The 18,925-nt window shown below is 68.5% G+C and carries 19 protein-coding genes; 12 read left to right on the top strand and 7 right to left on the bottom strand.

The window, feature by feature from the left end; genetic code table 11:
• Positions 1 to 225: 225 nt before the first annotated feature.
• Positions 226 to 1,305 (bottom strand): ROK family transcriptional regulator, encoded by a 1,080-nt coding sequence (locus ACWC1K_RS30240; RefSeq protein ID WP_450836239.1) that lies wholly within the window; start codon positions 1,303 to 1,305, stop codon positions 226 to 228.
• Positions 1,306 to 1,413: 108 nt separating this feature from the next.
• Between ACWC1K_RS30240 and ACWC1K_RS30245 the strand changes: the two genes are divergently transcribed.
• Both ACWC1K_RS30245 and ACWC1K_RS30250 read left to right on the top strand, forming a co-directional pair.
• A complete protein-coding gene (locus tag ACWC1K_RS30245; protein WP_450836041.1) occupies positions 1,414 to 2,487 on the top strand; it encodes a Gfo/Idh/MocA family protein in 1,074 nt (357 codons plus the stop codon).
• A complete protein-coding gene (locus tag ACWC1K_RS30250) occupies positions 2,484 to 2,990 on the top strand; it encodes a heme-degrading domain-containing protein (RefSeq protein WP_450836043.1) in 507 nt (168 codons plus the stop codon). The genes ACWC1K_RS30245 and ACWC1K_RS30250 overlap by 4 nt, the downstream gene beginning before the upstream one ends.
• A gap of 128 nt (positions 2,991 to 3,118) precedes the next feature.
• Here ACWC1K_RS30250 and ACWC1K_RS30255 read toward each other — a convergent pair whose 3' ends face one another.
• From ACWC1K_RS30255 to ACWC1K_RS30270, 4 genes are all read right to left on the bottom strand, one after another.
• Positions 3,119 to 3,976 carry a fumarylacetoacetate hydrolase family protein gene (locus ACWC1K_RS30255; RefSeq protein ID WP_450836045.1) on the bottom strand — a complete coding sequence of 286 codons (858 nt, stop codon included), beginning with the start codon at positions 3,974 to 3,976 and terminating at the stop codon, positions 3,119 to 3,121.
• Between the two features lie 128 nt (positions 3,977 to 4,104).
• Positions 4,105 to 4,827, bottom strand: coding sequence for a YidC/Oxa1 family membrane protein insertase (locus ACWC1K_RS30260; RefSeq protein WP_450836047.1), 723 nt, complete (start codon positions 4,825 to 4,827; stop codon positions 4,105 to 4,107).
• Between the two features lie 87 nt (positions 4,828 to 4,914).
• A complete protein-coding gene (locus tag ACWC1K_RS30265; RefSeq protein WP_450836049.1) occupies positions 4,915 to 5,232 on the bottom strand; it encodes a DUF6412 domain-containing protein in 318 nt (105 codons plus the stop codon).
• An 82-nt stretch (positions 5,233 to 5,314) separates the two neighbouring features.
• Positions 5,315 to 5,854, bottom strand: coding sequence for a winged helix-turn-helix transcriptional regulator (locus ACWC1K_RS30270; RefSeq protein ID WP_450836051.1), 540 nt, complete (start codon positions 5,852 to 5,854; stop codon positions 5,315 to 5,317).
• Between the two features lie 69 nt (positions 5,855 to 5,923).
• Here ACWC1K_RS30270 and ACWC1K_RS30275 point away from each other — a divergent pair, with 69 nt between their 5' ends.
• The 3 genes from ACWC1K_RS30275 (at position 5,924) to ACWC1K_RS30285 (ending at position 8,447) form a co-directional block, all read left to right on the top strand.
• Complete coding sequence (locus tag ACWC1K_RS30275; RefSeq protein WP_450836053.1) at positions 5,924 to 7,393, top strand: MFS transporter; 1,470 nt, start codon at positions 5,924 to 5,926, stop codon at positions 7,391 to 7,393.
• A 176-nt stretch (positions 7,394 to 7,569) separates the two neighbouring features.
• Positions 7,570 to 7,992, top strand: coding sequence for a hypothetical protein (locus ACWC1K_RS30280; RefSeq protein ID WP_450836055.1), 423 nt, complete (start codon positions 7,570 to 7,572; stop codon positions 7,990 to 7,992).
• 53 nt (positions 7,993 to 8,045) lie between these two features.
• The gene (locus ACWC1K_RS30285) at positions 8,046 to 8,447 is read left to right on the top strand and encodes a hypothetical protein (protein WP_450836057.1); all 402 of its coding nucleotides are present in this window, start codon (positions 8,046 to 8,048) and stop codon (positions 8,445 to 8,447) included.
• Between the two features lie 97 nt (positions 8,448 to 8,544).
• On the opposite strand, the gene ACWC1K_RS30290 is transcribed toward ACWC1K_RS30285, so the two are convergent.
• The gene (locus ACWC1K_RS30290; protein ID WP_450836059.1) at positions 8,545 to 9,327 is read right to left on the bottom strand and encodes a class E sortase; all 783 of its coding nucleotides are present in this window, start codon (positions 9,325 to 9,327) and stop codon (positions 8,545 to 8,547) included.
• 213 nt (positions 9,328 to 9,540) lie between these two features.
• On the opposite strand from ACWC1K_RS30290, the gene ACWC1K_RS30295 reads away from it, so the two are divergent.
• The 5 genes from ACWC1K_RS30295 (at position 9,541) to ACWC1K_RS30315 (ending at position 16,897) form a co-directional block, all read left to right on the top strand.
• Complete coding sequence (locus ACWC1K_RS30295; RefSeq protein WP_450836061.1) at positions 9,541 to 11,013, top strand: beta-1,6-galactanase; 1,473 nt, start codon at positions 9,541 to 9,543, stop codon at positions 11,011 to 11,013.
• Between the two features lie 29 nt (positions 11,014 to 11,042).
• Positions 11,043 to 12,200 (top strand): MFS transporter, encoded by a 1,158-nt coding sequence (locus ACWC1K_RS30300; protein WP_450836063.1) that lies wholly within the window; start codon positions 11,043 to 11,045, stop codon positions 12,198 to 12,200.
• A gap of 62 nt (positions 12,201 to 12,262) precedes the next feature.
• Positions 12,263 to 13,273: a hypothetical protein gene (locus ACWC1K_RS30305; protein WP_450836065.1), complete on the top strand. Its 1,011-nt coding sequence runs from the start codon at positions 12,263 to 12,265 to the stop codon at positions 13,271 to 13,273.
• Positions 13,274 to 13,356: 83 nt separating this feature from the next.
• Positions 13,357 to 13,632 (top strand): hypothetical protein, encoded by a 276-nt coding sequence (locus ACWC1K_RS30310; protein ID WP_450836067.1) that lies wholly within the window; start codon positions 13,357 to 13,359, stop codon positions 13,630 to 13,632.
• A 115-nt stretch (positions 13,633 to 13,747) separates the two neighbouring features.
• On the top strand, positions 13,748 to 16,897 hold the full coding sequence (locus ACWC1K_RS30315; RefSeq protein ID WP_450836069.1) for a DUF3427 domain-containing protein: 3,150 nt from the start codon (positions 13,748 to 13,750) through the stop codon (positions 16,895 to 16,897).
• Positions 16,898 to 16,912: 15 nt separating this feature from the next.
• Here the strand turns inward: ACWC1K_RS30315 and ACWC1K_RS30320 are convergent, their stop codons facing one another.
• Complete coding sequence (locus ACWC1K_RS30320) at positions 16,913 to 17,584, bottom strand: ATP-binding protein (protein WP_450836071.1); 672 nt, start codon at positions 17,582 to 17,584, stop codon at positions 16,913 to 16,915.
• A gap of 180 nt (positions 17,585 to 17,764) precedes the next feature.
• On the opposite strand from ACWC1K_RS30320, the gene ACWC1K_RS30325 reads away from it, so the two are divergent.
• Positions 17,765 to 18,613, top strand: a complete 849-nt coding sequence (locus ACWC1K_RS30325; protein ID WP_450836073.1) for a helix-turn-helix domain-containing protein — start codon at positions 17,765 to 17,767, stop codon at positions 18,611 to 18,613.
• The gene (locus ACWC1K_RS30330) at positions 18,613 to 18,813 is read left to right on the top strand and encodes a DUF397 domain-containing protein (RefSeq protein WP_450750246.1); all 201 of its coding nucleotides are present in this window, start codon (positions 18,613 to 18,615) and stop codon (positions 18,811 to 18,813) included. Before ACWC1K_RS30325 ends, ACWC1K_RS30330 begins: the two co-directional genes overlap by 1 nt.
• Positions 18,814 to 18,925 lie beyond the last annotated feature (112 nt).

Consider the following 18,925-nt stretch of genomic DNA (forward strand, 5'->3'; position numbering starts at 1 on the left):
AGATCATGCCGTTGGTGACGAGGTCGTTGACCAGCACCCGCTGCCCGCCGCCCCCAGACCCCCGCTTCGGCCTGAACGGCCTCGTCCTCAAACGCCGGACGGGCTGAGAGGCCAAGCCCGGGCGGGTGAAGGGTCAGGGCCCGGACGGGCTGAAGGATCAAGGCCCGGACGGACTGAAGGCAAGCCCAGGCGGATGAAGGATCCGGGCCCGGACGGGCTGAGAGGTCAAGCCCCGGCGGGGCTGAAAAGTCCTGCCAGTATCAGTTGTGCCGCTCCCTCGGCCACGCCGCCGGAGGCGAGTCGGACCGGTACGGGGGCCTCGCCCAGGCGGCCGGCGCGTTCGACGAGGACGGTGCGCACCCCTCGCAGGAAGGCGTCCGGGGCGGCGGTGACGGTGCGGCCGCCGAGGAGTACGAGGTCGATGTCGAGCAGTGCGACCAGGTTGCCGGCGCCGATGCCGAGGACGTGCGCCGCCTCGTCGACCGCGCCGCGTGCCATCGCGGCCAGGCACAGCGCCTCGATGCAGCCGCGGTTGCCGCAGCCGCATGGCGGTCCGTCCAGCTGGATGACCTGGTGCCCGAACTCCCCGGCCCCGGTACGGGCCCCCCGGTGCACGGCGCCGCCGATGACGAGCCCGGCGCCGAGCCCCGTAGCGAGATGCAGATAGGCGAAGGACCCTCTCTCGCCCCCGACGGCGAGTGCCAGCGCAGCCGCGTTGGTGTCCTTGTCGACGACGACCGGCCCCCCGAGCCGCCGCGCGAGAGCGTCCCGCAGGGGGAAGCCGTTCCACTCGGGGAATCCCGTCACGCGGTGCAGGACACCCCGGTGGTGGTCGAGCGGACCGGGGAGCGCGACACCGACGCCGAGGACGGAACCGGCGCCCGAGGCCCCCATCATCAGCGCGCCCGCCTCCTCCGCCACCGCGGCGACGACGGCCTCGGCCCCCGCCCCCAGGTCCAGCGAGGTGTGCCGCTCCCCCAGCACGGTCCCCGTGAGGTCGACCAGTACCGCCCGCAGTTCGTCGCGGTCCAGGTGCAGCCCGACGGCGTGGCCCGCCTCGGGCACCAGCCGCAGCACCGTAGGAGGCTTGCCTCCTGTCGACGCCCTGCGGCCCGCCTCCGTCGCCAGCCCCTCGTCCCGCAGCCGTCCGGTGATCTTGCTGACGGCCTGCGGGGTCAGCCCGGTCCGCTCCGCGAGCTCCAGCCGGCTGATGCCCTCCTCCCCCGCCGTGCGCAGCAGATCGAGCACGAGCGCCGTGTTGTGGCTGCGCAGCCCCGGCAGATTGACGCCGGCGGAGCCCGCCATGCCCGCCCGTCCGGCTCCTGCTCCTGCCGTCGTCCCTGCGTTCGTCCTGTCCACGCTTCCATTCTCCCCCGCTTGCACTTTGGCAACAGCGTTGCGAAAGTGGGATGCATGACTCGTACCTCTCTGCGCGTGGGCCTCGTCGGCTACGGCCTCGCGGGCTCCGTCTTCCACGCCCCGCTGATCACCGCCACCGAGGGCCTCGCCCTCGACACCGTGGTCACCTCGAACCCCGAGCGGCAGCAGCAGGCCCGCGCCGAGTTCCCGGACGTAGGGATCGCGGCGACCCCCGGCGAGCTGTTCGACCGCGCCGCCGAGCTGGACCTGATCGTCATCGCGTCCCCGAACAAGACGCATGTCCCGCTGGCGACCACCGCCCTGAAGGCCGGCCTCCCGGTGGTCGTGGACAAGCCCGTCGCGGGCACGGCGGCCGAGGCACGCGAGCTGGCCGCCCTCGCCGAGGACCGCGGCCTGCTGCTCTCCGTCTACCAGAACCGCCGCTGGGACAACGACTTCCTGACCCTCCGCAAGCTGCTGGACGAGGGGGAGTTGGGCGACGTATGGCGCTTCGAGTCCCGCTTCGAGCGCTGGCGTCCGCAGCCGAAGGGCGGCTGGCGCGAGTCGGGCGATCCCGCAGAGATCGGAGGTCTGCTCTACGACCTCGGCAGCCATGTCGTCGACCAGGCACTGGTGCTCTTCGGCCCGGCGGCACAGGTCTACGCCGAGTCGGACATCCGCCGCCCGGGCGCCGAGACGGACGACGACACGTTCATCGCCGTCACGCACACCAGCGGGGTCCGCTCCCACCTGTACGTCTCCGCGACGACCGCCCAACTCGGCCCGCGCTTCCGGGTGCTGGGTTCGAAGGCGGGTTACGTCAAGTACGGCCTCGATCCGCAGGAGGCGGCCCTGCGGGAGGGCGGGCGTCCGCACACGACCCCCGGCTGGGGCACGGAACCCGAGTCGCTGTGGGGCCGCGTCGGATCCGGCGAGTCCCCGCTGACCGGAGGCGGCCGCGTCGAACCCACCCTCCCCGGCGACTATCCGGCCTACTATGCGGCCGTGACCAGGGCCCTCAACGACGACGGTCCCAACCCGGTGACCGCTCTGGAGGCGGCCGCCGCCCTCGACGTGCTCGAGGCGGCCCGCCGTTCGGCCCGCGACGGAGTGGCGGTGGCGCTGTGACGCACAACCAGGAGATCACCCCGAAGTTCCATCCGGAGCTCACCCCGCCCCTGGAGGAACTGGAGGCGCAGGAACGGCACCTGGTCTTCAGCCAGTTCACCTACGAGGACGCCTGGGCGCTGGGCTGCCTGCTCGTGGAGATGGCCCGCGAGCGCCAGGCCCCGGTCGCGATCGACATCCACCGCGCGGGCCAGCAGCTCTTCCACGCGGCCCTGCCCGGCTCAACCCCGGACAACGACGCCTGGATCGCCCGCAAGCGCCGCGTGGTCGAACGCTACGGCTCCGCCTCCTACCTGGTGGGCGCCCGCTTCCGCGCCAAGGGCACCACCTTCGAGGACTCCTCCCGCCTGGACCCGGACGCGTACGCGGCCCATGGCGGCTCCTTCCCGATCAACGTCCTGGGCGTGGGCGTCGTCGGCGCGGTCACGGTGTCGGGCCTGCCCCAACTGGCGGACCACCGTTTCGTGGTGGAGGCGCTGGAGGAGTTCCTGCACAAGAGCTGACGCTTTCAGGGCCGCGGGTAACTGCACGTTTTCAGGGGCGCGGGGCTGTATCGATGTGCGGCTCCGCCGCGTGGGCGCGAGCAACCACAACGCACCGCAGTCGCCAACAAAGCGCAGCCCCCACCCCTCTAGGCGTCCTTGAACTCCTGCCTCTGCCGCCCGAGCCCCGAAATCTCCAGCTCCACCACATCTCCGCCCCGCAGGAACGGCTTCGGCTCAGGCGCCCCCATGGCAACCCCGGCCGGAGTCCCGGTATTGATCACATCCCCCGGGTACAAGGTCATGAACTGGCTGACGTACCGCACGACCTCGCCCACGGAAAAGATCTGCTCAGCGGTCGTCCCGTCCTGCTTCAACTCCCCGTTGACCCACAGCTTCAACGACAGATCCTGCGGATCACCCACCTCGTCCGCCGTCACCAGCCACGGCCCCAGCGGATTGAACGTCTCGCAGTTCTTCCCCTTGTCCCAGGTCCCGCCCCGCTCGATCTGGAACTCCCGCTCGGACACGTCGTGCGCCACCGCGTACCCGGCGACGTAGGCCAGCGGATCCTCGTCGTCCGACAGATACCGGGCCGTGCGCCCGATGACGACGGCCAGCTCGACCTCCCAGTCGGTCTTCACCGACCGCCGCGGCACGAGCACGGTGTCATAGGGCCCGACCACCGTGTCCGCGGCCTTGAAGAAGATCACCGGCTCGGCGGGCGGCTCGGCCCCGGTCTCGCGGGCGTGGTCGTGGTAGTTCAGCCCGATGCACACGATCTTGCCGATCCGCCCCACCGGCGGCCCGACCCGCAGCCCGGTGGCGTCCAGCGCGGGCAGCTCGCCGGCCTCGGCGGCGGCGCGGATCCGCCCGAGCGCCTCGTCGTCGGCGAGCAATGTCCCGTCGATGTCGGTCACGACACCGGACAGGTCCCGCAGGACCCCCTCGGCATCGAGCAGCGCAGGCGTCTCCGCTCCCGCCGTACCGACTCGCAGCAGCTTCATGATCACTTTCTCCCTCGATCGCGGGGCGCCCGACCGATGGGTGCAGCCATCGGAGGACTGGTCGATCCTCCAAGGTCATGGTCCAGTCCGCAATACCCGGTTCACGGACTGGACCGTAACCACCGGGGTCAGGAGTACAGGGCCGCCCGCTCCACAGCGCTCCACGCCGTACTGGTGACCACGTACAGCGCGGCGGCGAGCGGCACCACCGCCACCGTGAACAAGGTGAAGAAGGACATGAACGGCATCACCTTGTTGACGGCACCGAGCCCCGGCACGGCCTCGCCGTCCTGCACGGGGAGGGGATTGCCGGCGGCCATCATCCGCTTGGTACGCCGGTAGTTGAAGACAGCGACAACAGTGACCACGGCGAACAGTCCCAGATAGACCAGCCCCGCGCCCCCGAGCACCCCTCCGCCCCCGAGGGCATCCGCCCACCGCCCGCCCAGCGGAGCGGCCAGCAGCTGGTGTGTGAGCAGTTCGTTCGCCTGTCCGCCGATGTTCGTGCTGGAGAACAGGTGGTACAGCAGGAAGAACGCCGGCAGCTGCAGCAGGGACGGCAGGCACCCGGAGACCGGCGACACCTTCTCCTCGGCATGCAGCTCCAGCACCGCCTTCTGGAGCTTCTCGGGTTCCTTCCTGTGCCGCTTCCGCAGCTCGGCGATCTTCGGTTGCAGTGCGGTCCGGGCCTTCTGACCCCGGGCCGCGGCCCGGGACAGGGGATGCACGAGCAGTCGTACGAGAGCGGTGAACAGGACGATGGCGGCGGCCGCCGCCGAGGCGCCGAACAGCGGCTGGAGCAGGTCGGCGAAGCGGCCGACCAGGTCGGCGAAGACAGCGAAAACGGACATGGGTGAGCCCTCCGGGGGTCTCGTCGTGCCGGTAGTGGGACAGGGCGGCATGACGACCCGCGCGGGGTCAGCTACGTGTGGTGAGCCCTACGCGACGGTCGCCGGAAGGGCGGATCCGGGGGCCCGGGGCCGGGTGCGCCCCTTGGCGTCGGGGTCGCGTTGCGGCAGGAATGCCGTACGGCGGGCACGGTCGCGGATGGCCGTACGGACGCGCGTGGGCGGCACCGCGGGCGCGCAGCGCGCGGTGAGCAGGGCACAGGCGGCGAGCGCGGAGCCGGCCGCGGCCGTCGCGGCGAGCGCGACGGTGGCGGTGAGGCTGCCGGTGTCGAGCAGCGCGACCTGGAGGACGAGGAGCGGGAGCAGCAGAACGGCGACGGGGCGCAGCGCCATCCGGCTGCGGATCATGACGCCCCCCTCATACGCGTACGTACTGCTACTCGTCTGTTGCGACGCGGCTGCTGCTGCTCGCCTGTTCGTCCTGCCTCGGTTATACCTCACCGCTCTCGGCGGGCAGTTCCAGGGGCTGCAACAGCCTGCGCGGCCTGAGTAGCGCCCGGCTGACCGGATCCGCCGGGTCCGGATCGAGTCCGGGTCCCGGCACCATGAGGACGTCCTCGACGGGTACGACGGCCCCGCAGGCCGGGCATTCGCCGTACGGCCCGAGTTCGGTGCCGCAGTCCGCGTGCCGGAAGTAGCGCAGCTGGGTCTCGGCGTACTGCTCGCGGCGCCAGAGGCCGAGGGAGCGGAGGGCCGGCCACAGGGCGATGCCGCGCTCGGTGATGACGTACTCGTCCCGCGGCGGCGACTCCTGGTAGCGCCGCTTCTCCAGGATCCCCTCCGCCGTCAGCGACTGGAGCCGGGCGGCGAGGACCGCACGCGGGATGCCGAGGTGGACGAGGAAGTCGTTGTAGCGGCGCACGCCGTAGAGCGCGTCGCGGATGACGAGCAGCGTCCAGCGCTCGCCGACGATCTCCAGCGCGCGGGCGATGGAGCACTCCTGTGTCACGTAGTCCTTGCCGAGTGCCATGCCGTCCACTGTAACCATTTTTCGCGAGCTTGGTTCAATGACCGAACCTACCGTGTTACGGTTCAGGACATGACTAGGTTCAATGAACGAACCCTCACCGGAACCGAAGGGCCCGAGGTACGGGAGGCGGCGGTCGGCGGTACCCCGCATGCCGAGCAGCCCGTATCGCACCCGAAGCAGCCCGCACCGCCCGAGGAGGCGTCCCCGCACCCCCGCGCCACCCTCGCCCTGACCAGCGCGGCAACGGCCGTGACCCTCATGACGTACACCGCCCCGGTGGTCACCCTCCGGGACACGGCGATCGCGCTGCACACCCCGCTCTCCGCGCAGGCCTGGCTGATCAACGGCACCCCGCTGGGCCTCGCCGCGCTCCTCCTGGTCGCCGGCAGCCTGGCCGACGACTACGGCCGGCGCCGGATCTTCCTCGTCGGCACCCTCGCCCTCGGCATCACCACGGCCCTCGGGGCCCTGGCCTCCTCCACCCTGCAGTTCACGCTGGCGCGCATAGCGCAGGGCGCGGCGAGCGCGGCGATCCTGGCGAGCAGCCTGGGCCTGCTGGTGCACGCCTTCCCGACCCCACGAGGCCGACTGCACGCGACCGGCGTGTGGGGAGCCTTCGTGAGCGGTGGCATCGCGGCGGGGCCACTCGTCGCGGGCGCGATGCCGAACTGGCGAATGGCGTACGGCGTGCTGGGCGCGGCGGCGGTGATCGTGGCGGCCCTGGGGACACGTACGTTGACCGAATCCCGCTCCCCGAGGGGCGGCCGCCCGGACATCCTGGGCGCGCTCACCTTCGGCCTGGCCCTGGTCTCCTTGGTCGCCGCCCTCACCCTCGGCCGGGACGGCTGGCTGCGCACCGAGGTGGGCCTGCTGTTCCTGGCGGCGGTGGTGCTGGTGGCCGTGTTCGCGCTGGTGGAGCACCGCACCGCGACGCCGATGATCGACCTGAGCCTGCTGCGCCGCCCCGGCTTCCTGGCCTCGTCCGCGGGCGGCCTGTTCACGGGCCTCGCGGTGATCGGCCTGTTCAGCTTCCTGCCGGTCCTGTTCCAGCAGGCGCTCGGCATGTCCCCCATGGACACGGCGTGGCTGTTCCTGCTCTGGTCCGGCCTCTCCTTCACGGTGGCGCTCCAGGCGAAGCGCCTCGCGGGCCGCGTCCCGCCCCGCCACCAGCTGGCCGTCGGCTTCACCCTGCACGCGGCGGGCGTCCTGGCGATGCTCGGTGCGATCGACTCGGGTTCCTGGCAGCGCCTCCTGCCCGGCCTGATCCTGGGCGGCATCGGCAGCGGCCTGCTGAACGCCGCCCTGCCCCTGCTGTCGGTGGAGTCGGTCCCGGCGGCCCGCGCGGCCATGGGCTCGGGCGCCCAGCAGACCTTCCGCTACATCGGCTCCTGCGCGGGCGTCGCCCTGACGATCGCGATCGTGACGTCCTCGGGCGGAGGCCTGGGCCACGGAGCGAACATCGCACTGCTGGTGTCGGCGGGGCTGGCGCTGTCGGCCGCGGTGGCCGTGCTGGTGCTGCGCGAGCGGGGCCGGGCGTAGAGCCCGCCCCTCAAGTCACCCTGAGAAGTCTCAGGTTCCGGTTCATCGGCCTGCGTTCCACGATGTGGCGAAGCCGGTCGCTCCGGCACCTTTCGACGGCCTTCGAAGTCTTTGCGGCTGCCTCTGGGCCGCACCTACGTTGAGGCGCCGCGGAATCGACGATCGGGGGAACCACCATGAAGAGTCACGTACGCCAGGCAGGACCCGTACGCCGCCGCGCCGCCGCGTTGGCCGGCACGCTGGCGCTGGCCGCGGTCGCGGTGGGCACGGCCGCCTCGCCGGCCTCGGCCGCAGGCTGGGCCTGTGACCACGACGGGCACACGGTGTGGTGTGCGTCGGTGACCGGGATATCGGCCGGCTCGTACCTGGCCTCCCACAACGGGCCGTCCTACGCCTCGGGCACGACCGGGCACCGCTACAACAACGGCCAGACCATGATGCTGGCCTGCTGGACCACGGGCGACGGCGACGCGGACGGCCACGGCGACCGCTACTGGTTCGCGCTCGACTTCGACAGCGACGGCGGTTACATCAACGACTGGTACGTGACGACCGGTTCGCCGTCGCAATGGAAGCCGCACGTACCGGAGTGCCGGTGACGACAGCGCGGCAGGCCCCCCACCCGCCCAGGCAATCCCGTCAGGAGATCACCATGCGTCGCGTCCTCGTCGTGCTACTGGCCTGTCTGGGGTCGGCCGTCCCCGCGGTCGTCACCGCCTCCACGGCCGCGTCCGCCGCACCGGCCCTGTCACCCCGTACCGCGCAGACCGCCGGCTGCAACGCCGGTCATGTCTGCATCTACCAGGGCGACATCTGGGACGACAGCCCCAACCACCCCAAGGTGTACGACTTCTACCGCTACGGCACCTACAACGTGCGCAATCTCATCGGCGACTACACCGTGCTGAACTGCCAGACGGGCGGCGCCGGCGTCAAGGGATTCACGGGATACAACGGCACGGGAAGCGTGGCGTGGGACCTCGGCATCAACAACTGTGCGGGCGGTCTCTGGACGGACCTCACACCGACGAACTCCGTCAGGCTGTACGCCTGACCCCGCTCTTGCGGAAGAGGGTCCGTCAGCATGCCGACGGACCCTCTTCCGCTGTCCGGCGGACCCTTTCCGCTGCCCGGCGGCCCCCTTCCGCCGGCTAGGACCGGGGCCGCATCGACACCAGCTTCCCCCACACCACCAGCCGGTACCTCGACGTGTACTCGGGGGTGCAGGTCGTCAGGGTGATGTAGTAGCCGGGCTCGGAGTACCCGTAGCGGGGCTCGACGATCGAGCGTGGAACCGGGCGTACGACACCCGAGTCACGGGCCGAGGTCTGCGGGAGCGTCCGGTCGACGGCATAGGTGTAGGTCGCGGTCTTCGTCTCGACCTCCACGAGGTCCTTCGCCCGCAGCCGGTTGATGTACCGGAACGGCTCGCCGTGCGTGTTCCGGTGCCCCGCGAGCGCGAAGTTGCCCGCCTGGCCGGGCTGCCCGGTGCCGCGGTAGTGGCCGACGTACCCCTTGTTGAGGACGTCCTGCTTGCTGACGCCCTCGGCGACGGGGACGCGCAGCCCCAGGCGGGGGATGATGAGGATGGCGTAGGCCTGGGACCAGGAGGGGCGGGGCTGCCCGGCGGTGACCGCCCGGTGGCTGTCACGGGTGCGCGTGCGCGGCTGGGGCGTCGCGGCCGGGACGGACATACCGGAGTCGCCGGACTCGCCGCCTTTACCGGCGGCTCCGCCGCCCCACTCCCGCTCCAGCGCCTCCACCTTGCGCTCGGCGCCGCGCCTGGCCTCCCGGTTGGTCCACCACAGCTGGTGGACGACGAGCAGCAGGAGCACCAGGCCCGCGGTGACGAGGAGTTCGCCGCCGGTCCACAGCGCACGTCGGCGGCACGCGCGACGCCGCCGGGTGGTGTGCTGCACGACCGGAACGCGCATCCGTACGCCTCCTTCACCGGGCCGCCCGCACGATAAGGGCCGGACGTCGAAGTCACCAGACCCGCACGGCGGCAGCCGTGGGACAGGGGCTGTCCGGACTTCGTACACAGGTTTTAGAAAGGGCTGGCACAACCCTCGACAACCCCACCCGTCACACCCGATGCTTCCCTCCAGTGACCTGACGGGCCAGGTCCCAGCGAAGGCGGAGAAGCCATGATCCGACGCAGAACCCTGCTGACCGCAGCGGGCGGCACCCTCCTCGGCAGCGCTCTCGCGACCGGTACCGCACGCGCGGACGCCACGATCGCCGTCAACCCCGGGACCTCGTACGGCACCTGGGAGGGCTGGGGCACCTCCCTGGCCTGGTGGGCCAATGTGTTCGGTGCGCGGGACGACTTCGCCGACATCTTCTTCACCACCAAGTCGACGACGTACAACGGCACTTCGCTTCCCGGCCTGGGCCTGAACATCGCCCGTTACAACCTGGGCGCGTGCAGCTGGAACACCGTGAGCGGCGAGAGCATGGTCGCCTCCGCCAACATCCCCGCCTTCAAGCAGATCGAGGGCTACTGGCAGGACTGGAACAACGAGGACCCCACCTCCTCGGCCTGGAAGTGGACGGCGGACGCCACCCAGCGCGCGATGCTGACGAAGGCCGTGGCCCGCGGGGCGACCACCGAGCTGTTCGCCAACTCCCCCATGTGGTGGATGTGCCTGAACCACAACCCGTCCGGCGCCTCCGACGGCGGCAACAACCTCCAGTCCTGGAACTACCGCCAGCACGCCTCCCACCTGGCGGCGGTGGCCCTCTACGCGAAGAACAACTGGGGCGTGAACTTCGCGACGGTCGAGGCCTTCAACGAGCCCAGCTCCAGCTGGTGGACGGCGACCGGCACCCAGGAGGGCTGCCACATCGACTCGACCGTCCAGTCCGCCGTACTGCCGTACGTCCGCAGCGAGTTGGACAAGCGCGGTCTGACGTCGACGAAGATCTCGGCCTCGGACGAGACGAGCTACGACCTGGCCCGCACGACCTGGAACTCCTTCTCCTCGACGACGAAGGGCTATGTGAACCGGGTCAACGTCCACGGCTACCAGGGCTCGGGCGGCCGCAGGGACCTCCTCTACACGGACGTCGTGACCACGGCCGGCAAGGCCCTGTGGAACTCCGAGACCGGCGACAACGACGGCACCGGCTACACGCTCGCCTTCAACCTCCTCTACGACTTCCGCTGGCTGCACCCCACCGCCTGGGTCTACTGGCAGGTCATGGACCCCTCGACGAACTGGGCGATGATCGCGTACGACGCGAGCACGCTGCAGGCGGGCGCGGTGCAGACGAAGTACTACACGATGGCGCAGTTCAGCCGGCACATCCGCCCCGGCATGAAGATCCTCGACACGGGTGTGAGCAACGCGGTCGCGGCCTACGACTCGAGCGCGAGGCGCCTGGTGATCGTGGCGCTGAACACCTCGACGTCGGCCCAGACCTTCACCTTCAACCTCTCCAACTTCACCACCGTGACCGGCGGTTCGGGCGGTCTCGTCCCCCGCTGGAACACGGTGACGACGGGCGGGGACCTGTACAGGTCGTACTCGGACACGTTCCTGAGCGGGAAGTCGGTCTCGGTGTCGCTGGCGGGGAAGGCGGTGCAGACCTTGCAGATAGACGGGGTGACGATCTGACGTCCTCGCCGTCCGCTCCCTCTGGTGGGATGCCGGCCGGGCTGGTCGCGCTGGCGCTCGGCGGTTTCGGTATCGGCCTGACGGAGTTCGTGATCGCGGGGCTGCTGCCACAGGTGGCCCGGAGCCTCGCCGTGTCGGAGGCCGCGGCGGGCCGGCTGATATCCGGTTACGCCCTGACCGTCGCGGTGGGCGCGATAGCGCTGACGGCCGCGACGGCGGGGCTGCCCCGCAAGCCGGTCCTGATCGGCCTGGTGGTGCTGTTCGTCCTCGGCAACCTCATCTCGGCCCTCGCGCCGAACTATCCCGTGATGATGCTGGGACGGGTGATCGCTGCCCTGTGCCACGGCTCGTTCTTCGGCATCGGCTCCCTCGTCGCCCGCCGCCTGGTCCCACCGGAGCGCGCGTCGCGGGCGGTGGCGGTGATGTTCGCGGGCCTGACGGTCGCGAACGTGCTCGGAGTCCCCTTCGGCGCGTTGGTCGGCGACCGCTGGGGCTGGCGGGCGACGTTCTGGGCGATCACGGGGATCGGGGTGGCGGCGGTGGTCGCGATCGCGGTGCTGGTGCCGGGCTGGGCGGGGAAGGCCGCCGGGTCGGGGAGCGCCCTGCGAGGACAGCTACGGGCGATGCGCTCCCGCCAGGTCTGGCTGACCCTCACCGCGACCGCCCTCGGCTACGGCGGCATGTTCGGCGCCTTCACCTACCTCGCCTACACCTTCACCGAGGTCACCGGCTTCTCGGACACGGACGTGGCCTGGCTGCTTGTCGTCTACGGCAGCGGGCTGGTCCTCGGCAACCTGGCGGGCGGCCGCGCCGCGGACCACCACCGCGACCTCACGTTGATCATCTCCCTGGCGGCGCTGGCGGCCACCCTCGCGCTGTTCGGCCTGCTGGCAAAGAGCCCGGCCGCCTCCGTGGTCCTGGTCTTCCTCACCGGCGTGTTCGGCTTCGCCCAGGTCCCCGGCATGATCACCCGCGTCACGGACCACGCGCGGGGCGTCCCGCTGGCGGCGAGCGCGAACGTCTCGGCGTCCAACGTGGGCAATGCACTGGGGGCGTGGCTGGGCGGGCTCGCGATCAGCAGGGGGCTGGGCTACACCGCTCCGCTGTACGTGGGGGCGGGCATCGTGGCGGCGGCGCTGGCGACGATGGTGTGGGCGGCGAGCGGGCGTCCCGGCCGGATCACGTGATCCCCGCCCTTTGACCAGCACATACCTCTTCTTCGCCACGGATGGGCAGTACGGTTTCCCTCATGCGCCCCGACACGCCTGCCGAGAACGTCGACCACACCGCCGAAGCGGCCCGCCTGGAGCGAACCGCCGGCCTGTACCCGGAGGACGCCGAGGCCCTGCTCCTCCAGGCCGCGGCCCACCTGGAACTGGCCGGCGACCGCCCCGCCGCGTCCACGCTCTACGACCGCCTGCTGTCGTCCCAGACCGGCCTGGAGAACCCCTACCTGGTACGCGCCCTCAAGGCCTCCAACCTGTGGGAGTACGGCCACGAGGCCGAGGCCCGAGCGATCATCGACGGCGTCCGGGCAGCAGCCCCGCGCGACCCGGCCCCCTGGGTCATCGTGGCGGAGTCCCTGGAGGCCCACGACGAGCTGGAAGCGGCTGAGGAGACCTTCACGGAGGGGGCGCGTGTGCTCCTGACGGATGTGGAGGAGCCCCCGTACTCGACGCACCCACTGCTGTTCGGCCGCCACCGGGTGCGCAGGATGCTGGGCGTCGCCCACGACGAGTGGGACACCATCGCGGACCTCCTCCACTCGTCCCCGGTCCCCCTGGACGAGCTGCACGACCCGAAGCGGGTGTGGTCGCTGGGCTCGGACAACCCGGCGGAACTGGCAGCGGAGATCTCGCGCCTGCGGGCGGAGTTGGGGACATATCGGGAGGCTTTGTCCCGGCCGTTCCCGGTGGCTGTGCTGCACTGGCCGGCGGGGGAATTGGCAGAGCTGGTGGAGGCGTATCCGACGCTGGCGGCGGAGTACCCCTCGCATGAGGAGCATCTGGCGACGATAGAGGGGTCCCTGCGGGAGCTGGCCGCCTCCGGCACCCCGAACCTGGGGATCGTCACGGGGACGGTGCCTTCTTACGAGGCCTTCGCGGCTTCCGAGATGGCTTCACCGGGCGAGGCGGAGTTGCTGCCGCAGTATGCGACGACATTGGCGGCTCGGGGGCGGGCTGTGGAGTGGCCGCCTCAGCGGGGGGCTGGGTGTTGGTGTGGGTCGGGGCGGGTTTATGAGGGGTGTCACGGGGCGTGATCGTTTCGGGGCGGTAGCAGTGAGCTGATCGCGGTTGAGCGGTACGCCGAGCCCGCGGCCACCAAGCATCACGGGAGGAAGCAATGATCGCGCGAGTAGCCGTATGGGAGCCGATGCCCGACGACGATCGGGACTGGGTACTCGAAGCAGCAGCAGGCGTTCCGGGAGTCCATGGGGCGTACCACCTCGTCGACCCGGCCACAGGCAACGGACTGTCCATCGCGTTCTTCGAAGACGAAACAGCCGCCGCAGCCGCCCGCGAAGCCATCGTGGAGCGGGCGAAGGAGATCGGCTGGCACGACGTCCCTCACCCGGCGCCTATGTCCGAGACGATCTATCAGGTCATGCGGCATACGTAGTCGCGTCCACACCTCCCCTGTCTGAAAACGATCACTTTTCAGCGGGAGAGCTTCGATTGTCAGTGACTGCTGTTAGAACAGATCCATATCGGCGCGAAGGATCTAGGGAGCGGTCGTGGCGGAATCGGGGGACTCGGCGCAGCCGGTCGCAGGTGTCTACGAGCAACTCATCACGCGGACTCTGCATGACCGGATGGAGCGGCTCGAAGCCGCGGGCTGGAAGGCAATCGACGAAGAGGTCAGCGAAGAGTCCGCGCCCCACGTGCTGGCACGCCACATCAGCGAGGCCGTGGGGCGCAGGCTCAGTCAACTGCCCCCGAACAAGCAGGTGACGGTTGCCAACCAGATTCTCCAGTCACTGGCCACGCACGCGCCGGACCCGGATACGGACGAGGTCATAGGCACCATCGCCGATGGCCCCCGGCAGTTGCTGGCGCTTGCTGAGCGGGAGGCCCCCGGTGTCTACGCGGTACGGCCGCTCACGCCACTGTCGGAGACCGCACTCATCACCAATTCCCCCGAGGATCCAAGCCTCGGCAGCGAGCTGCGCGCTGAGCTGGCAACAGCAGACCGAATTGATCTGCTCTGCGCTTTCGTGAAGTGGTACGGCCTGCGCGTACTCGAAGACTCTCTCCGTGCCGCCGCAGAACGCGGCGTCCCCATCCGAGTCATCACAACCACCTACATCGGCGCAACCGACCGCCACGCACTCGACCGACTCGTCCGCGACTTCGGAGCCGAGGTAAAGGTCAACTACGAGACCCGCTCGACCCGCCTCCATGCGAAGGCCTGGCTGTTCCGACGCAAGAGCGGTTTCGACACCGCGTACGTAGGCAGCTCCAACCTCTCGAAGGCCGCACTGCTCGACGGCCTGGAGTGGAACGTACGCCTGTCATCCGTGGCCACTCCAGTCGTGCTCAATAAATTCGAGGCCACCTTCGACGCGTACTGGAATGACATCGCGTTTGAGTCGTACGACCCCGATCGCGACGCCCGCAAGTTGGACGAGGCTCTGATCGTGGCGGGCGGTTCGCCGTCCGGCCAAGACGCCAAGATCAGCCTCTCGGGCCTTGAGGTTCGCCCACACCCGCACCAGGCCGACATGCTGGAGCGACTGCGAGTCGAGCGTGAGGTACGCGGTCACCACCACAACTTGCTTGTGGCTGCGACCGGTACGGGCAAGACAGTCATGGCCGCCCTCGATTACCGCAACCTGCACAAGGAGTGGGGCGCCAAGGAATACCCGCGGCTTCTCTTCGTGGCACACCGCAAGGAGATCCTGCGGCAGTCGCTCCGTATGTACCGCGAAGTGCTCGACGACGCGTCCTTCGGCGAAGTGCTCTACAGCGGCGAGCTACCCCGGGACTGGAAGCACGTCTTCGCCAGCGTCCAGTCACTCACCGATCAACGACTCGACCAGTTTGCCCCGGAGCACTTCGACATCATCGTCATCGACGAGTTCCATCACGCTACCGCTGCGACATATCGCCGCGTTCTCAATCACTTCAAGCCAAAACAACTCCTTGGCCTGACCGCCACTCCCGAGCGTGCAGACGGCCTGAATGTGCAGGACGAGTTCTTCGAAGGCCGAATCGCCGCCGAGATGCGACTGTGGGAGGCCCTCGACAACGACCTCCTGTGCCCATTCCACTACTTCGGCGTGCCCGACGGCACGGACCTCACCCGCCTCAACTGGCGCTCGGGTACGTACGACCAGAGTCAGCTCGGCAACTTGTTCTCCGGGGACCTTGCGCGTGCTCGCATCGTCATCAAGCAGGTGCGGGACAAGGTGTCCGACCCGATGAACATGCGGGCGCTCGGGTTCTGCGTCAGCAGGAAGCATGCTCACTTCATGGCCAAGTGCTTCCAAGACGCAGGCATCAAGGCTGAAGCCTTGGACAGCTCGTCCAAGCCCGAGGTCCGTGACCACGTTCTGTCGCAGCTCAAGGCGGGAGAGATCCAAGTCATCTTCTCCGTGGACCTCTTCAACGAGGGCTTGGATATCCCCGACGTCGACACGATCCTCCTCCTGCGCCCAACTAACAGCGCCACCGTCTTCCTCCAGCAACTTGGTCGAGGTCTGCGGCGGACCCCGGACAAGCCCGTGCTCACTGTGCTCGACTTCATCGGCCAACATCGTGCCGAGTTCCGGTTCGAGGAGCAGTTCCGCGCGATGACCAACCTGTCGCGCAACCGACTCCTTGAGCACGCCGAGCACGACTTCCCTCTGCTGCCATCCGGCTGCCAGATCATCCTTGAGGGCAAGTCCAAGCAGCTGGTGCTGGACAACATTCGCACCCAGATCAAGGCGACCGTTCAGACCCTCGCCAAGGAAGTGCGGGCCTTCGACACACCGGTTCTCGCCGACTACCTCAAGGAGAGTCGCCGTGAAATCCGAGAGCTGTATAAGTCGAGCAACTCATGGACGACGGTCCTACGCCGCGCTGGCCTGGCCGACCTTCCTGAACAGGCCGGCGAAGAGGACCTGCTGAAGCGCGTGCATGCGTTCTTGCACGTCGACGACGGCGAACGCGCTGATGCCTACATGCGCTTGTTGAGCGATGATGCGCCGCCGTACGACTCCCTGAGCCCGAAGTACCAAACGTACGCGCGCATGCTGTTCTTCAACCTCTGGGACAAAGCTGGCGGGTTCAACTCCTACGCGGAAGGGCTTGAATCGCTCCGCGAACAACGAGCCTTCCGTAGCGAACTGCGGCAGGTACTCGACCATGTGATGGGGCAAGCCGACCACTTCCCCCTCCCTCTGGAGGGCCCGCACTCCCACATTCCCCTGAAGATCCACAGCGCATACAACCGCTCGGAGATCCTGGCAGCGCTTGGTGTCGCCCGCCTGGGCGGCCAGATGCCGGGATCGTTTGCACAGGGTGTCCTGTGGGACGAGCAAAACCAGACGGACGCACTACTGATCACCCTCGAGAAGAACGAGAAGGACTTCTCCCCCACGGTCCGGTACAAGGACTACGCGTTGAGCCCTTCCCTCTTCCACTGGGAGTCACAGAGCACGACCGCAGCCACCTCTCCCACTGGTCTGCGCTACCAGCAGCACAAGCAGCGCGGAAGCCACGTCCTGCTGTTCATGCGGCGCTACAAAGACACCGACATCGGCAAGGCCCAACCTTGGATGCTGCTAGGCCCGGCCACGTATGTCCGACACGAGGGCAGCAAGCCCATGGCCATCACCTGGCAACTGCATGAGGAGTTGCCTGCGGATGTGTGGTCGTACTCGGGTATCACCGCGAGCTGACAGGCTCGCCGGCCTTCATACGGCCTCACCGAGTTCAGCCTCAAAGTGAGTCTGAGCTCGGTCGAGTACGTCATCGGGGTCATAGCCGTGCGCACTCAGCCAGTGCAGCACGTCAGTCATGACCCCGATGGCAGCCTCCTCCGTCGCTGCGGCGCTCAGCAGACTGCCACCCTCTACCGTCGACCTACCGTGCGGGAGTGGCCAGGAGCCATACAGATCAAGGATCGCCTCAGCCCGGGTGACCCGGGGGCCATTTGCCTGACTGCCGGCGACGAAGGCACCGGTAGCGAGCTCACACCAAACCACCTTGGAGTCGCTGCGAAGAATCACACCCCATCGGTGGTCGGTCACGGTATCGACGAGTGCCATCCCTCGCCCTGACTCCAGAGCGGTACCGGCGGCAAGCAAGGTGGGCAACGCCCGCGCATCGGGATCCTCGACTTCCAGGCGTAGATATGACTCACTCAGCGTCATGCGGAGCGTCGCGGGAGTTCCCTCGCCGACATGTCGAATGACGTTGGTTACGAGCTCGGACACACAGATCTGTGCGGCATCTACGTGCTCCGACAGTCCCCACAGAATGAGCCGGAGCCTCAACGTCCGCCTCAGCTGGGCGACTTCACTCGGCTGGGCAATGAACGGGTGCAGCCAGGGCTCCCGTCCGACGCGACCACTCACGTAAATCATCTTCGACCACCTTTCGCACACGCCGTTGCGCACTGTGCATCAGTTGATGACTCCGAGTGACAGAGTCGCAGCGACTATCCCTTCGTGCAACATGCACGAGGGGATTCCCCCTTTAGGGTGATTGGCCTTTCGCGCCCCTTCCGGTGGGATGGGCCTTCCGCTAATCCACGAGGAGTTGACATGGCCGGATCTCCCACGGCTCGCCGTCGCCGACTTGCGATCGAGCTCAAACGGCTACGCGAGGAGAGCAGCCTTACCTGTAGCCAGGTAGGCAAGGAGTTGGACTGGAGCAGCTCCAAGGTGAGCCGCATGGAGACGGGACAGGGACGGGTCCAGCCCTCAGACGTCGACGCCCTGTGCCGCCTCTACGGGACCGCCGAAGAGCTACGCGATCTCCTGAAGTCGTTGGCCAAGGAGTCCAAGACGAAGGGATGGTGGCACGCTCACGGCGAAGCGATCCCCGCCTGGTTCTCTGTGTACGTCGGCCTCGAACAGGCAGCTTCCAGCTTGCGCAGCTACCAAGCCGAGTTCATCCCCGGTCTGTTGCAAACGGCCGAGTACGCAACCGAGCAGTGCCGCGCGTGGGTCGATCACACCGCTGAGGACATTCAGGGCATGGTCGACGTCCGCATGCGTCGCCAGGAGCTACTCACCAGCGAGAGCGCACCCGACCTGTGGGCCGTTGTGCACCAGAGTGCACTGCAGCACGTGGTCGGCAGCCGCCAGGTCCTGACCCGTCAACTCGAACGTATGCTGGAAATCGGTAAGTTGAAGAACGTGACCGTCCAGGTCCTGCCGTTCGACGCAGGCGCCTACCCCACCACGGGGTCCTACACGATCCTCGGCTTCCCGGAGCAAGAGGACCCCGACCTGGTCTACCGAGAGGGACTTACCGATTCGGTCTACCTCGAAGAGCCCAAGGACGTAGCCCTGTACACGAAGGCCTTCGACCACCTCAGGGCCTTGGCTCTGAGCCCTCAACGTTCGACCTTGCTGATCTCGAGACTCCTGGAGGAGCACTCCCAATGATGCCGTCGTCCAGCATCCAGTGGCGTAAGAGCAGCTACAGCAACGGTATGGGGGGTGAGTGCTTGGAGGTGGCCGTACTCGTTGGGGGCATCGCCGTGCGCGATTCGAAGGTCACCTCAGGTCCTCAACTCACTCTCAGCAGGGCCACATGGAAGAACTTCATAGGCACCATTGCCCAGACGGCGAGCTGCGTCAGCTGACGGCCTGCATCGGATCTCGAATTATCTCTCCGGTCATCTGAATGATGTACAACGTCCTGTCCTTGAAACCGCGGTGCACAATCACTGCTGGCTGATGGATCACGAATCGCGC

The sequence above is a fragment of the Streptomyces sp. NPDC001492 genome, from assembly GCF_053597275.1.

What these genes read in the sequence shown, in the direction of transcription:
- ACWC1K_RS30290 (WP_450836059.1), bottom strand. Translation starts at nt 9,327, where the DNA reads ATGCGCGTTCCGGTCGTGCAGCACACCACCCGGCGGCGTCGCGCGTGC.
- ACWC1K_RS30240 (WP_450836239.1), bottom strand. Translation starts at nt 1,305, where the DNA reads ATGGCGGGCTCCGCCGGCGTCAATCTGCCGGGGCTGCGCAGCCACAAC.
- ACWC1K_RS30275 (WP_450836053.1), top strand. Translation starts at nt 5,924, where the DNA reads ATGACTAGGTTCAATGAACGAACCCTCACCGGAACCGAAGGGCCCGAG.
- ACWC1K_RS30295 (WP_450836061.1), top strand. Translation starts at nt 9,541, where the DNA reads ATGATCCGACGCAGAACCCTGCTGACCGCAGCGGGCGGCACCCTCCTC.
- ACWC1K_RS30300 (WP_450836063.1), top strand. Translation starts at nt 11,043, where the DNA reads ATGCCGGCCGGGCTGGTCGCGCTGGCGCTCGGCGGTTTCGGTATCGGC.
- ACWC1K_RS30330 (WP_450750246.1), top strand. Translation starts at nt 18,613, where the DNA reads ATGCCGTCGTCCAGCATCCAGTGGCGTAAGAGCAGCTACAGCAACGGT.
- ACWC1K_RS30285 (WP_450836057.1), top strand. Translation starts at nt 8,046, where the DNA reads ATGCGTCGCGTCCTCGTCGTGCTACTGGCCTGTCTGGGGTCGGCCGTC.
- ACWC1K_RS30245 (WP_450836041.1), top strand. Translation starts at nt 1,414, where the DNA reads ATGACTCGTACCTCTCTGCGCGTGGGCCTCGTCGGCTACGGCCTCGCG.
- ACWC1K_RS30305 (WP_450836065.1), top strand. Translation starts at nt 12,263, where the DNA reads ATGCGCCCCGACACGCCTGCCGAGAACGTCGACCACACCGCCGAAGCG.
- ACWC1K_RS30265 (WP_450836049.1), bottom strand. Translation starts at nt 5,232, where the DNA reads ATGATCCGCAGCCGGATGGCGCTGCGCCCCGTCGCCGTTCTGCTGCTC.
- ACWC1K_RS30280 (WP_450836055.1), top strand. Translation starts at nt 7,570, where the DNA reads ATGAAGAGTCACGTACGCCAGGCAGGACCCGTACGCCGCCGCGCCGCC.
- ACWC1K_RS30260 (WP_450836047.1), bottom strand. Translation starts at nt 4,827, where the DNA reads ATGTCCGTTTTCGCTGTCTTCGCCGACCTGGTCGGCCGCTTCGCCGAC.
- ACWC1K_RS30310 (WP_450836067.1), top strand. Translation starts at nt 13,357, where the DNA reads ATGATCGCGCGAGTAGCCGTATGGGAGCCGATGCCCGACGACGATCGG.
- ACWC1K_RS30320 (WP_450836071.1), bottom strand. Translation starts at nt 17,584, where the DNA reads ATGATTTACGTGAGTGGTCGCGTCGGACGGGAGCCCTGGCTGCACCCG.
- ACWC1K_RS30270 (WP_450836051.1), bottom strand. Translation starts at nt 5,854, where the DNA reads ATGGCACTCGGCAAGGACTACGTGACACAGGAGTGCTCCATCGCCCGC.
- ACWC1K_RS30255 (WP_450836045.1), bottom strand. Translation starts at nt 3,976, where the DNA reads ATGAAGCTGCTGCGAGTCGGTACGGCGGGAGCGGAGACGCCTGCGCTG.
- ACWC1K_RS30325 (WP_450836073.1), top strand. Translation starts at nt 17,765, where the DNA reads ATGGCCGGATCTCCCACGGCTCGCCGTCGCCGACTTGCGATCGAGCTC.